General features: G+C 70.7%; 9 protein-coding genes. 1 reads left to right on the forward strand and 8 read right to left on the reverse strand.

From position 1 onward, the window contains the following. The first annotated feature begins 81 nt into the window (after positions 1 to 81). Complete coding sequence (yghX, locus tag FZO89_RS06475; protein ID WP_149102474.1) at positions 82 to 975, forward strand: YghX family hydrolase; 894 nt, start codon at positions 82 to 84, stop codon at positions 973 to 975. A 39-nt stretch (positions 976 to 1,014) separates the two neighbouring features. Here the strand turns inward: yghX and FZO89_RS06480 are convergent, their stop codons facing one another. From FZO89_RS06480 to FZO89_RS06515, 8 genes are all read right to left on the reverse strand, one after another. Next, the gene (locus FZO89_RS06480) at positions 1,015 to 2,598 is read right to left on the reverse strand and encodes a serine hydrolase (protein ID WP_149102475.1); all 1,584 of its coding nucleotides are present in this window, start codon (positions 2,596 to 2,598) and stop codon (positions 1,015 to 1,017) included. Positions 2,599 to 2,621: 23 nt separating this feature from the next. Then, a complete protein-coding gene (locus tag FZO89_RS06485; RefSeq protein WP_149102476.1) occupies positions 2,622 to 3,737 on the reverse strand; it encodes a YkvI family membrane protein in 1,116 nt (371 codons plus the stop codon). 18 nt (positions 3,738 to 3,755) lie between these two features. Further along, complete coding sequence (locus tag FZO89_RS06490; RefSeq protein WP_149102477.1) at positions 3,756 to 4,796, reverse strand: N-acetyltransferase DgcN family protein; 1,041 nt, start codon at positions 4,794 to 4,796, stop codon at positions 3,756 to 3,758. A gap of 62 nt (positions 4,797 to 4,858) precedes the next feature. Beyond that, complete coding sequence (locus tag FZO89_RS06495; RefSeq protein WP_187471060.1) at positions 4,859 to 7,207, reverse strand: TonB-dependent receptor; 2,349 nt, start codon at positions 7,205 to 7,207, stop codon at positions 4,859 to 4,861. Positions 7,208 to 7,344: 137 nt separating this feature from the next. Beyond that, positions 7,345 to 9,096 carry an N-acyl-D-amino-acid deacylase family protein gene (locus tag FZO89_RS06500; RefSeq protein WP_149102479.1) on the reverse strand — a complete coding sequence of 584 codons (1,752 nt, stop codon included), beginning with the start codon at positions 9,094 to 9,096 and terminating at the stop codon, positions 7,345 to 7,347. A gap of 125 nt (positions 9,097 to 9,221) precedes the next feature. Beyond that, on the reverse strand, positions 9,222 to 10,370 hold the full coding sequence (locus FZO89_RS06505) for a DUF819 family protein (RefSeq protein ID WP_149102480.1): 1,149 nt from the start codon (positions 10,368 to 10,370) through the stop codon (positions 9,222 to 9,224). Further along, positions 10,367 to 11,380: a dipeptide epimerase gene (locus FZO89_RS06510; RefSeq protein WP_149102481.1), complete on the reverse strand. Its 1,014-nt coding sequence runs from the start codon at positions 11,378 to 11,380 to the stop codon at positions 10,367 to 10,369. The genes FZO89_RS06505 and FZO89_RS06510 overlap by 4 nt, the downstream gene beginning before the upstream one ends. 68 nt (positions 11,381 to 11,448) lie before the next feature. After that, entirely contained in the window at positions 11,449 to 13,464 is a 2,016-nt protein-coding gene (locus FZO89_RS06515) for a serine hydrolase domain-containing protein (RefSeq protein ID WP_149102482.1), read from the reverse strand. Between the last annotated feature and the right edge of the window lie 26 nt (positions 13,465 to 13,490).

Here is a 13,490-nt window from a genome sequence, read left to right on the forward strand (position 1 = left end):
CCCGCGTCTGCGCCCCCGCGGGTGCGTCCGCGCGGGTGCGCTGCGGTACCGTAGCGCCACCGCCCGCACCGGAGCACAGGCATGGCCCGACTCACCGCGAAGGATTTCCATCCCGAGCTGCTGGAGCTGTACGACTTCTACGTGCACGGCCGTATCTCGCGCCGGGATTTCCTCGACCGCGCGACGAAGTTCGCCGTGGGCGGCCTGACCGCGGCCACGATCCTGGCCTCGCTCAGCCCCGACTACGCGCTGGCGCAGCAGGTGCAGTTCACGGATCCGGACATCCTGGCCGAATACATCCGCTATCCCTCGCCCAACGGCCACGGCGAGGTACGCGGCTACCTGGTGCGCCCGGCCAAGGCCGAAGGCAAGCTGCCGGGCGTGGTGGTGGTGCACGAGAACCGCGGCCTCAACCCCTACATCGAGGACGTGGCGCGGCGGGTGGCCAAGGCCGGGTTCCTGGCGCTGGCGCCGGACGGGCTCAGTTCGGTCGGCGGTTACCCGGGCAACGACGTTCGGGGGCGCGAGCTGCAGCAGCAGGTCGATCCGGAAAAGCTGATGAACGATTTCTTCGCCGCGATCGAGTTCCTGATGCAGGACGAACGCGGCACCGGCAAGGTCGGCATCACCGGCTTCTGCTATGGCGGCGGCGTCTCGCATGCGGCGGCGGTCGCCTATCCCGAGCTGGCGGCGGCGGTGCCGTTCTACGGTCGCCAGGCGAAGCCCGAGGACGTACCGAAGATCAAGGCGCCCTTGCTGATCCACTTCGCCGAGACCGACGACAACGTCAACGCCACCTGGCCCGCGTACCAGGCGGCGCTCGAGGCCGCGGGTACGCGTTACGAGGCCCACTTCTATCCCGGCACCTATCACGGCTTCCACAACGATTCGACGCCGCGCTACGACGAAGCGGCGGCGGCGCTGGCCTGGGAACGGACGCTCGACTGGTTCCGGCGCCACCTCGTCGAAGCGTGATCCCGCGCGGTTGAGCCGCCGGGAGCGCCACGGGCGGCACTATTCCTCCGCCTGCGGTACGAACAGCAGATCGTGGTAGTCGTAGCTGAAGTCGGCCAGCGGCGAGACCGCCTTCATCGTGATCCGCGACACCCCGCCTTCCGCATCCAGCGCGAAGCTGACGTAGGCCGGTTCGATGGAGCTGTCGTCCCAGCGGGTGCGGAAGGTGTCGTACTGCCAGTGCTCCAGGGTGCCGGCCATGCCCGGCGTCTGCAGGAAGTCGATGCGCAACCTGCGGGCGTCCCCGGTGATCGCGATCGGGCCGTACCAGGCATCGACGTAGCGGCCGGCATATCCGGCCAGGGGCAACGAGGGCCTCGAGGCCTTGCGCGCCTGCGCGCCGGTGGACGCCAGCGCGGCAAGCCCGCCTTCAAGGCGCGCCTGGTTCCACTGCCCGAACGCCGCCACCCAGTCGCGCGGCTCGAAGCCCAGGTAATGGTCGAGCAGTTCCTGCCCCAGGCCGCGCAGCACGTCCACGTCCTCGGCATTGATCTGCAGGGCGATGCCGAGGTTGCGCTCGGGCACCAGCACCACGAAGGCGAGCACGCCGAACACGGCACCGCCGTGCTGCAGCACCTTCACGCCGCGATAGTCCTGTACGTTCCAGCCCAGCGCGTAGCCGGAGAACTGCGGCGTGATGGCGGCGATCGGCTCTGGATAAGGACGGATCGGCACGTGCACCTGCGGCGTCCACATCTCGCGCGCGGCGGCTTCGCTCCACAGGCGTCCGTCGCCGTCCGGGCGCGCGCCGAGCGCGAGCTGCACCTGCAGCCAGCGCGCGAAATCGTTCGCGCTCCACGACAGCCCGCCGGCCGGCGCGCCCACCTGCCCCAGCCCTTCGCGTTCCGGCAACAGCTGCTGTTCGCCCAGGCCACGCAGGCGCGGGTCGAGGCGTGCATGCGGCTGCGCGCGGTTGCGCGTCGCGAAGCGGTCGGCCTCGTCGCTGACGGCGGTGGCCATGCCCAGCGGCCGGAAGATGCGGTCGCGTACGAAACTCTCCCAGCTCTGCCCGCTCACCGCGGCCACCACCTCGCCGGCGACGATGTAGAGGATGTTGTCGTAGGCGTAGCCGCTGCGGAAACTCGTCGCCGGTTCGATGTGGCGCAGCGCGCGGACGATGTCGGCGCGGCTGCGCGAACTGCGCGGGATGAACAGCAGGTCGCCCGCGCCCAGGCCCAGGCCGCTGCGATGCACCAGCAGGTCGCGCACCGTCATTTCGCGCGTCACCCACGGATCGTGCATGCGGAACTCCGGCAGGTGGTCGATGACCCTGTCGTCCCAGCCCAGCCTGCCCTCGTCGGCCAGGATCGCCAGTGCCGCCGCGGTCACCGCCTTGCCGGTGGAGCCGGTGGGAAAGAGGGTGTCGGCGTCCACCGGCTCGGACGCGCCGAGCTGGCGCACGCCGTAGCCCTTCGCGTGCACGATCTGCCCATCCTCGACGATCGCGATCGCCATCCCGGGCACGTCGCGCGCGCGCATGGCCGCCTCGACCCGCGCATCGAAGCCGGCGGGCGGCGCGGCGACCGCGGGAGCGACGATGCACGCCAGCACCAGCAGGAGAGTGTGGAACAGGGTCACGCGCATGCTTGCGTCTCCTCGGAAGTGGTTCATGCCCGCGCGCCCGGTTGCGCGCGCATCCGCCACAGGTGCCAGCTGCCGAGCGTCAGCAGCGGCAGTACGTACACGAACAGGAACAGCCAGGCCAGCGCGCGGTAGCCGTGCGCGATCAGCGCGACCAGGCCGTAGCGCTCGGCGATGAAGATCGAGCCGACCAGCAGCACCGCCGCGATGCCGAGACGCGCGCCACGCGGGAAGTCGCCGCGCGCCCGCTTCCGCCACGCCCCCGCGATGCGCTCGTTGACCGCATGCACGGCGCCGACGCCGCTTTCGAGCAGGGCCAGGAAGATCATCGCCTGGAAGCCGATGTGCAGCAGTGGCTGCTGCATGCGCCGCAGCATGTAGTCGGACGGCAGCGCTTCGCCGGCGATCTGCGGCATCCACGCCAGCATGCAGGCGAAGAACGCGATCGCCGGCGCGATCGCCAGCGGGCCGGCCAGCAACCCGGCGGCCACCGCATCGCGGCGCCGGGTGAAATGCCGCAGCATCGGCAGGATCGCGACCGCGCCGACGATGTTGTAGCAGGCGTAGGTCAGACCGCCCTGCGCCCAGCCGTCGAGGGGCTGCGGCGTGGACAGGCCCTGCAGGATGCGGTCGCCGAAGCTGGTGAACGCGAACGCGACGAACAGCACGTACATCGCGTACAGGAACACCGACGCCCAGCCGAACAGGCGCTCGACCGCGCGATTGCCGAAGGCCACGACCGCGCCGATGGCCGCCATCAACACCAGCGTGCCCGCCAGCGGCGGCCAGCCGGTCAGCGCGGCGACCACCGCGCCCGCGGCCGCGCCGAACACCGCCAGGATCAGCACCATGAACACGATGTAGGCCAGTTCGAATACCACCCAGCCCGGCCCGACGAGACGGCCGAAGAAACTGCGGTAGTCGTAGCTGCCGGTGGCGAAGGCGAACAAGAAGGTCAGCGCGCAGACCACGCTCCACACCATCATCGCCAGCGTCAGACCCAGCAGGCCGCCCTGCGCGCCGCCGGGCAGGAAGTATTCGGCCAGTTCACGGCCCGTGGCGTAGCCGCCGCCGATCACGAAGCCCTTGAACGCGAGGCCGGGCAGGATGAAGCGCTGGAACCGCGTCGGCACGGGGTTCATCGCCGCGTGCCCGTCAGCTCATGCCAGGCAGGCATCGACCAGCCGGTCGAACGCGGGCCCACCGCGCATCGGATCGGCGACCGGCAGGCCCAGGCGCGCAGCGGTGGCCTCGATCGCCCGCTGGGCGGTCGCGGCGTCCAGCGCGCCGGTGTTGAGGCTCACGCCGGCGCAACGGATCGCGGGATTGGTGCGCGCGCCGAGCCGCAGCGCGAGATCGATCGTGTCTTCCACCGACGGCAACGCGAAGTGCGGATGGCCGAGCATGCGCTCGCGGCCGTGCTCGTGGCAAACGACGATGACGTCGGGCTGGCTGCCGTGCAGCAGCGCCAGCGAGACCCCGGCGTAGGCCGGATGCGACAGCGAGCCCTGGCCCTCGATCACGTCCCAGTGCCCGGCATCGGCGTCGGGCGACAGCGTCTCCGCCGCGCCCGCGGCGAAATCCGCCACCACTGCGTCCATCGGCACACCGCCGCCCGCGATCAGGATCCCGGTCTGCCCGCTGGCGCGGAAATCCGCATCGATACCGCGCGATGCGAAGGCACGCGACAGCGACAGCGCGGTGTACTTCTTGCCCAGCGCGCAGTCGGTGCCGACCGTGAGCAGGCGCCGGCCCGAGCGCTTGCGACCGCTCGCGACCGGCAGGCCCACAGGCGGTTCGCGCACGTCGATCAGCCGCCTGCCATGCACCACCGCGGCATTGCGCAGCGGCTCGATCTCGGCCAGCCGCGCATGCATGCCGCCGATCAGGTCCAGGCCGGCGTGCAGCGCATCCAGCAGCAGCGGGATCCAGTTCGCGGGGATCCGCCCGCCGGGATTGGCGACGCCGATCACCATCGACCGCGCCCCGAGCATGCGCGCCTGCGGCGGCGACAGGAACGGCAGGCCGGTGGTGACCGTCGCCCCCTTGCAGGCGTACTCGCCGACGCAGCGCTCGCCGGCCCAGTCGCGCAGCCCGAACGCGGTCTTGGCGTAGCCCGGTTCGGTGACGTCGCCGAGGAACAGCAGGTACGGTTGCGGCAGCGGCTCGGCCTCGCGCAACGCGGGAACGGCATTGGGCATGCGGACTCGTCCGTGGCCTTGCGGTGGAGGCATGCCGTCCCGGCGGCGGGGCGGCACGCGGATCAGAAGCGGAAGTCGAGTTCGACGCCGAAGGTGCGTGGCTGCAACGGCACGGCAGACAGGTGCGAGCGGGCGCCGGTCAGCGCCCCGTCCATCGGCGCCATCGTCAGGTACGCCTCCTCGCCGGTGGCGTTGTTGACGTAGGCGCGCAGCTCCCAGTTGCCCTTGCCGATGCCTGCGTACAGGTCGAGCGAGCGGTAGCTGTCGAGTTCCAGCGGCGCGGTGACGGTTTCCTGCAGCACCGTGGAGGGATCGCCCGGGGCGGTCACGCGTTGCCGTTCGGTGGTGTCGTTGAGGCGGTCGCCGTTCCAGCGCAACACGCCGCCGACCTGGCCGTTGAAGCCGGTCGCGGTGGAGAACGCGTACTCGGCGGTCGCGGTCCACGACAGCTTCGGCGAATAGGGCATGCGGTCGCCGGCCAGGCCGGTCCACAGGATCACGTCGAAGTCGCCCTGCGGGATCACGGTCGGGTCGAAGTCGTTCTCGATGCTCGCGTCGGTGTACGCGGCATTGAACCCGAGCTGGAGCGCATCGGTGGCGCGGAACAGCGCCGACAGTTCGAGGCCTTCGCTGGTCGCCTCGCCCCCGTTCACCAGGCCGCCGACGCCGTTGAACGAGGACGCGACCTGGATGTCCTCCCAGTCGATGCGGAACGCGGACAGGTCGAGGGTCACGCGACGGTCCGCGAACTGCGACTTCAGGCCGATCTCGTAGCTGTCGAGCATCGACGAATCGACCTGCGGCGGCATTCCGGCCAGCGCCACGTTGGGACCGCCCGGCTGGTAGCCGGTGGCGAGGCGCGCATAGAGCATGACGTCTTCGGCGAGCTTGAACTGCGGGCTCAGGCTCCAGGTGAACACATCCTCGGTCGATTCGCCGGGCGACTCGCCGATCGGCGCGAGGATGCCTTCGGGCACGTTCTGGCTGAACCACTGGTCGTTGCGCGCCTGGCGCAGCCCCGCGTCGAGCTTGAAGCGCTCGCCGAAGCGCCACGAGGCGTTGGCGAACAGCGCCACCTCCTCGTAGGTGCTGGGCAGGTTGATGATCGCGAGCGTGCCGAATGCCGCGTCCAGGGGCGCCGGCAGCGGCGAGCCGTCGCGCAGTCCCAGCCATGCCACCTGGCTCTGCAGCGCGTCTTCCTTCGTGTAGAAGGCGCCGACCATCCACTCGAACGTGCCGCCGGTCTTTGACGTCAGGCGGAACTCCTGGGTCACCTTGTCCATGTCGTAGTCGTAGCGTACGAACGAACTGCCGGGCTCCGGCAGGCCCAGCAACTGGTCGGCCACTTCACCGAACTGGATGGTCGAGTCGATCTGGTCCATCGTCGAGGTCTCGGACCAGCCGGTCGCGGACACGACGTTGCCCCAGCCCAGGTCCCAGTCGAGGCTGAGCGAGAACAGCGTGAGGTCCTTCGCGAACGGCCGCGGCTGCCACGTCAGGTCGTCGTCCTCGCCGTACAGCGGCGCCTGCGTGTCGGGATCGAGTGCGACCCCGGCGCGATCGTCGCTGCGGATGCGCTGGTGCAGCATCGACAGGTCGGCGTCGAAGGCATCGCCGTCCCACGACAGCGCGGTGCGCGCGCCGACCTGTTCCCCGCCATTGATGTCCTCGCGCCCGTCGACGGCGTTGTCGGTGAAGCCCGGAAGGCCGTTGCGCGCGAAGCTCACTCGAAGCCCGAGTCGCTCCTCCTGCAACGGCAGGCTGGCGCCGAAACGCGCGTTCCAGTCCCGTTCGCCGCCACTGACCGAGCGCAGGCCGAAGCCGAGGCGGGTCTCCCCGACCAGCGTGTCCGGCGCGCGGGTGACGTACTTGAGCAGCCCACCGATGGCACCGGCACCGTACAGCGTGCCCTGCGGCCCGCGCAGCACTTCGATCCGGCTGATGTCGTAGGGCAGCAGGTCGAGCATCAGCGTGCTCGCGCCCTGGTAGATGCCGCTGGAACCGACCGGCACTTCGTCGATGTAGGTCGCCACCGTCGCGCCGGAAGACAGGGCGGCGATGCCGCGCAGAGACACCCGGGTCAGGCCGGGGCTGCCGTCGTTCTGCACCTGCAGGCCGGGGATGAAGGCGGCGTAGTCCGACAGCGACACCGCGCCGATGTTCTCCAGCTGCCGCTCGCCGATCACGCTGATCGAGGCGCCGACCTCGCGCACGTTCTCGACGCGCTTGTTGGCGGTGACCACCACCGTGTCCAGGTCGGTCGCGCTGCGGGCGGTCCCGGCCACCGGCGCGGGGTCGGCATCGCCGTCCTGGGCCAGCACCGGGGTCGCGGCGATGCACGCCAGCGTGCTGGCGATGGCCAGCGACAACGGGGAGCGGTACCAGGGGCGTACGGGCGGGAACGCGTTCATGACTGGTCTCCGGGGCGACGGATCGCCGGCATCGGTGTTGGAATTCATCCGGGCAGCCGGCCGAGACGTGGCGGCAGCCGAAAGTCCTGATCAGGGATCATGATCCTAATCAGAAAATTGTCAACACGTTCGGAGAATCAATCTCCTCCGGAGCCGCCGGTGTCGGCCGCCGTTTCCCGCGCCGCACCGGCCCATCCGGGCCCGCGCACCACCCTGCCGGGCTTCGCGCCGGTATGCTCGCCGCCGCGCAGCACCTGCACGCCGTTGACGAAGACCTCGTCGACGCCGCTCGCGTACTGCTGCGGCTTGTCGTAGCTGGCGTGGTCTTCGATCGCGGCGGCATCGAAGACCACGATATCGGCGAAACAGCCGGGACGCAGGCAACCGCGATCCTGCAGCTTCCAGTTCGCTGCCGGCAGGCCGGTCAGGCGGTGGATGCCCTCCTCCAGCGGCATCAGCCTGCGCTCGCGCACGTAGTGGCCGAGGAATCGCGCGACGTTGCCGTACGCGCGCGGATGCGTGCTCGACCTGAGGAACACCCCTTCGGGCGCCGACGATTCCGCGTCCGAGCCGAGGCTCACCCACGGCTGCTTCAGGCCCAGCTCGACGTTCTCCTCGCTCATCAGGAAATACGCCGCGCCGACGCGCGAATCGTCCTCGACGATCAGGTCGAGCACGGTCTCCTCCCCGGTCGTGCCGCGCTCGCGCGCCACCTCGGCCAGGGTGCGGCCGGTGAGCGGCTTGAGCGCGGGATTGCGGAAGTCGATCAGGATCAGGCGTTCGTCGGATCCCGCCAGCAGCCGCAGGTTCTCCCACTCGACATCCGGATCGCGCATTTCGGCCAGCACGCGCGTGCGGATCGCCGGATCACGCAACCGCGCCACCATCGCCTCGTGGCCGCCGGCCTGCACCCAGGGCGGCAGGGCGGCGGTGAGCCCGGTCGCGCCGGCGGTGTAGGCGTACATGTTGGCGCTCACCTGCAGGCCCTGCGCGCGCGCCGCCTCGATCCTCGCGATCGCCTGCGCCATCTTCGGCCAGTTCTTCTCGCCCGCCGCCTTCAGGTGGTAGGCCTCGGCGCGCTGGCCGGTGGCGCGCGCGATGGCGATGGTCTCGTCGAGCGCCTCGAGGAAGCGGTCGGCCTCGCTGCGCATGTGCGCGACGTAGCCGCCGCCGCTCTCGGCCGCCGCCTGCGCCAGCGCGACCAGCTCGTCGGTCCCGGCGAAGGCCGCCGGCGGATAGATCAGGGAACTGCCGACGCCGAGCGCGCCCTCGCGCATCGCCTGGCGCACGAGCTCCTGCATGCCGGCCAGCTGCACGGCATCCGGCTGCACGTCGTCCTCGCCCAGCACGTGGATGCGGACCGTGGTCGCGCCGACGAAGGAGGCGACGTTCGGGGTCACGCCGCGTCGTTCCAGGAATTCGAGGTAGTCGCCGAGCGAGGTCCATTCGATGTCGTAGCGGATGTCGCCCTGCCGCTCGAGCGCATCGGCCCGCATGCGGGCGTTGACCGGGCCCATCGACCAGCCCTCGCCGAAAATCTCGAGCGTCACGCCCTGCCTGGTGTCGCTGACGCCGCGGCCGTCCTCGATCAGCGATTCGGTCGCCCAGCTCAGCACGTTGATGAAGCCCGGGGCCACGGCCCGGCCCTGGGCATCGAGCACGGTATCGGCCTGCGCATCGCTGCCCGCGGGCAGCAGCGCGGCGATGCGGTCGTCGCGCACGGCCACGTCGACACGCCGTGGCGCGGCGCCGCTGCCGTCGTAGACCACGCCGTTGCGGACCAGCAGGTCGTATCGCTGCTTGGAGGCGCCGGTGGCCGGGGTGCCGGCACATGCGGCGAGCAGGGGCAGCAGCGAGGCCGCCAACAGACGAATGACCGGTCGATGCATCAGGGTGCTCCTGTCGCGGGTGGAGGGTGGAGGGTCGTGGCGACGCCTTCGCGCCGCCGCATGCGTGCCGGATCCGGGGGATCCCGGGCGACCGGGATCGCTGGCGGGGCGCGGCCACCGGCCACTCACGGAGCCACAACCTCGTAGACGCCGATCCCGACGAAGTTGCCGAGCACGTAGCCCAGTACCCCGGTGGCGACCGCGGCCACGGCCAGCCTCCGCCAGCCGAACAGCACCGCGAACGCGATCGCGATCGGCGGCCCGCCGATGCACGCGGTGGATGCGATGACGATTTCGGCATGGTTGAGCCGGCAGATCCGCGCACCGACCAGGAGGAAGACGATGTGGACCGCAAAGATCACCAGCACGTAGACGAACAGCGCCGGGGCCGCGCCCCACATCGCACCCAGGTCGGCGCCCGCGCCCAGCATCGCGAAGAACAGGTACATGAACAGCGTGGCCGCGAGTTCCGGCCCGGCGATCGACTTCAGCCAGCGACTCCCCAGCGTCGCGATCGCGACCATCGCCAGGGTGATGTACAGGATCGCGTACGCGGGCTGGCCCAGACGCGCCGCCAGCTCGATGCCTGCGGCGCAGGCGAGCGTGGCCAGGCCCAGCGCCAGCGCCAGGTCGATGACGGTCGGCACGCGCGCTGCGTCGTCGGCATCGCCGACGGCGCCTGTCAGCAGTTCGGCCCGCCAGGCGAACCGGCTGCGGAACACCGACCAGGTCGCGGCTGCGCCCGCCAGCAGCAGGTAGCCGAGCCCGAGCACGTTGTCGATCGCCACGCCGGTGGCCAGTGCCGTGGGGTCGCGGAAGCCGACCGCCTCGGCGACCGCCGCGAAGTTCAGCGAACCGCCCACGTAGGTGGCGCTGAACACGGCCGCGTATTCGGCTTCGAACGGCCCCAGGTCGAGCAGTCTTGCGCCGAGCCACGCGCCGGCGACGACGCCGACGGCACCGAACAGGAAGGCCACCAGCGTGCGCCCGCCGTCGACCACGATGCTCACCAGGTCCGCACGCAGCAGGAACAGGGCGATCGCCAGCGGCACCAGGTACGTCCAGATGACGTCGTAGACCGGCGCCGAGGAAGGGATGATGTCGAACTGCGCCAGCGCGATCGCGATCGCGATCACCAGCATCACGCCGGAGACGCGCTTGCCGATCCCGGTCTTCTCCAGGGCGGCGCCGACCGCCGTCAGCAGGAACAACACCGCCAGCAATGCGAAGGCATTGTCGGCGGGAACCAGCGAAGTGGCGGACGTCGGCGTCATCCAGGGGCCCGGGCGCCCCAGACCGCCGCCGGGCAATCGATGTGGCCGTCGCGGTAGAGCACGCCGGGCGTACGGTCCTGGCGGAGGAAGCTGGGTCCGTCGAGGTCGACGACATCGCACAGCTGCCCCAGCACGAATGCGGGCGCGGCCGCGAGGCTGGTCCCGCACATGTTGCCGACCATCACCCGCTTGCCGAGTTCGCGCGCACGCCGGGCCATCATCAGCCCTTCGGTCAGGCCGCCGCACTTGTCGAGCTTGATGTTGATCACGTCGAACCGGTGGTGACGCGCTTCGAGTTCGGCGAGGTCGAGGATGCTCTCGTCCGCGGCGAACGGCAGCACGCGCTCGATGCCGTCGAGTTCGTGCTCGCGTCCGCGCACGCAGGGTTGCTCCAGCAGCGCCACGCGCACTTCCAGCAGGGCCGGCAGCAGCGACGGCAGCGTGTCGCCGTCGTAACCCTGGTTGGCATCCACGCCGATCCACGACCCGGGGCAGCGTGCACGCACTGCGCGCAGCCGCGCGACGTCGAGGTCCGGTTCGCCGGTCAGCTTCAGCTTCAGCGCGCGCGCCTGCATCGTGCCCTGCACGTAGGCGGCCGCGCGCTCGGCCATGACCGCGGGATCGTCCGCCCCGACGGTGAACGTGGTCAGCAACGGACGCGCGGCATCGAGCCCGGCGAGCATCCATACCGGCATGCCGGCACGCTGCGATTCGAGTTCCCACAGGCCGCAATCGAGCGCGTTGCGCGCACCGCCGGCCGGCAGCAGGGCACGCAGCGTTTCGCGGTCGAGGCCGGCCTCGATCCGCGGCCGCAGCGCCTCCAGCGTGGCCAGCATCGCCTCGGGATGGTCGTTGTTGTAGTAGACCCCGGCCGCCTCGCCGCGGCCGAGGTGGACGCCGTCGCGCAGCGTCACCACGGTCGCGGGCATCGCTTCGAACACGTGCCCGGCGATGCGGAACGGTGCGGCCAGCGGCAGCGGTTCGTTGTGCAGTTCGAGTGCGAGCGGCACGGTGCGGGCGCTCCCGGGAAGCGTGGGGTCGATACGCCGGCGGCGCGCGGCCGCCGGCGAGGCGATCTTCAGTAGTTGGCGCCGAAGCCGATCAGGTGCTGGGCGATGCCGATCCACAGCACGAACACGCAGGCCAGCGCCAGCAGCACGGCCCACAGCTTCGCCAGCCACCGCCGACGGCCACGCAGCACGTGCCAGGCATTCCACAGCGCCACCGCGGCGCCCAGCGGCAGGACGAGGGTCGCGAACAGGCGCAGCACGATGATGATGCCGTCGGTGTCCGGGCTGGTGAGCTCCAGCCTGCTCAGCATGGCCACCACCAGCCCCAGCGCGCCGCCCATCGCCAGCAGCACCAGCAGCGCCGCGATCCTGACCAGCCGGTGCGCGCGCGCATCCAGCCCGGTGAGCTTGTAAGGCGCACGGTAGTAGCGGCGCACCAGCGCCGACACCGGCCATGCCAGCACCGTCAGCAGCAGCACTACCAGGCTCGCCATCAGCAGCGGCATCGCCAGCGACTGCCAGCCCGACAGGCGCTGGAACACCATGATCGGCGCGTAGGGTTCCATGCTGAAGCGCGTGACTTCGCCGTCGACCACGTCGGCCGCGAGCCGGTCGGTGCTCGCCGTGTCCTGCCACACGTACGGCGCCACTTCGCGCCACTTCTTCGGTGCGCCGCCCGGGCCGAGCGCCAGGGTCACGCTGATCGTGCCGTCCTCGTTGGCCACCACCTTCACCGGGCCCAGCAGGTTGGCCAGCGACAGGAAGTTGCTGTCCGGGCGGCGGCTGCTGGTGTAGGTGCCGGCGATCTGCTGCGCGTGCAGCTGCGCGTCGGCTTCGGACACGCCCGCCAGCGGTTGCGGGTCGCCCGGGAGGTAGCGGTCGGCGAAGCCGCGCGAGAGCGCGTAGCGGATGTGGCCGGTGGCGCCATCGCGGCCGGAACTGTTCATCGACACGAACAGGCCGATGCCGTCGTCCGGGAACAGCTGCAGGTCGCTGTGGAACCACTGCGTGTCGCCGCCGTGCGAGATCGCGCGATGGCCGTTCACCGAGGTCTCGTAGAAGCCGAGCATCATCCGGTTGAGCGGCCCTACCGAGGCCTGGCCGGTGGTGTGCATCGTGCGCACGGTGTCGGCTTCGAGGATGCGCGCATCGCCGTAGGCGCCACCTTCCAGGTGCGCGATCATGAAGCGCGCCATGTCGCTGCCGGTCGCGGCGAGGCTGCCGGCGGGCGCGAGGCTGATGAACTCGTAGTCCTGCGGCTTGCCGTCGGACGCCCGCGAATACCCCTTCGACATCTGCGCCAGCAGCGCCGGCGGCAACGGCTGCCGGAAGCTGGAGTGCGCCATGCCCAGCGGCTGGAAGATGTGGCGGTCGAGGTAATCGTCGAAGCTTTCGCCCGACACCCGCTCGACGATGTAGCCGGCCAGGGCCGTGGCGTAGTTGGAGTACGCCGGCGTGGTGCCGGGCGCGTGGATGCGTTCGGGCACCCAGTGCTTGAGCGCCTCGCCGAGCGGGGTGATCTCGTCCTCGCTCGCGGTGATCAGTGCGCGGATCTGTTCCTCGAACCCGGTGGTGTGGGTCATGATCTGGCGCAGCGTCACCGGCGTGCCGTCATGCGCGGGCAGCTCGAAGTCCAGGTACTGGTTGACGTCGGCGTCGAGGTCGAGCCTGCCCTGCTCCACCAGCTGCATCACCGCCGTCCAGGTGAACAGCTTGGACACCGAGCCGGGCCGGAACAGGGTGGCCTCCGGGTCGACCGGTGCGCGGGTCGCCAGGTCCGAATGGCCGTAGCCCTTCTGCACCAGCACCTGGCCGTCCTTGACCACCACGACCACCGCGCCGGCGATGTCGCCCGCGGCCAGTGCGTAGGGCATGAACCCGTCCAGCCAGGCCTCGACGTCGCCGCGTTCCAGGACCGGCGTGCCGTCCACCGGGGCTGGGACCGGCACTGCCGGAGCGTCGGCCGGCCCCGGCAGCGCCGGCGACGGCACCGCATCGGGCGTCACCGCCGCTTCCTGCGCAGTCGCGGTGGCCATGCCGGCGGCAAGCAGCCAGGCGCCCAGGATCGTGGGAATCGTGCGCATCGAACAGTCTCCGGTCGGGGACGGGG

This window comes from Luteimonas viscosa (assembly GCF_008244685.1).
Classification (GTDB): Bacteria; Pseudomonadota; Gammaproteobacteria; order Xanthomonadales; family Xanthomonadaceae; genus Luteimonas; species Luteimonas viscosa.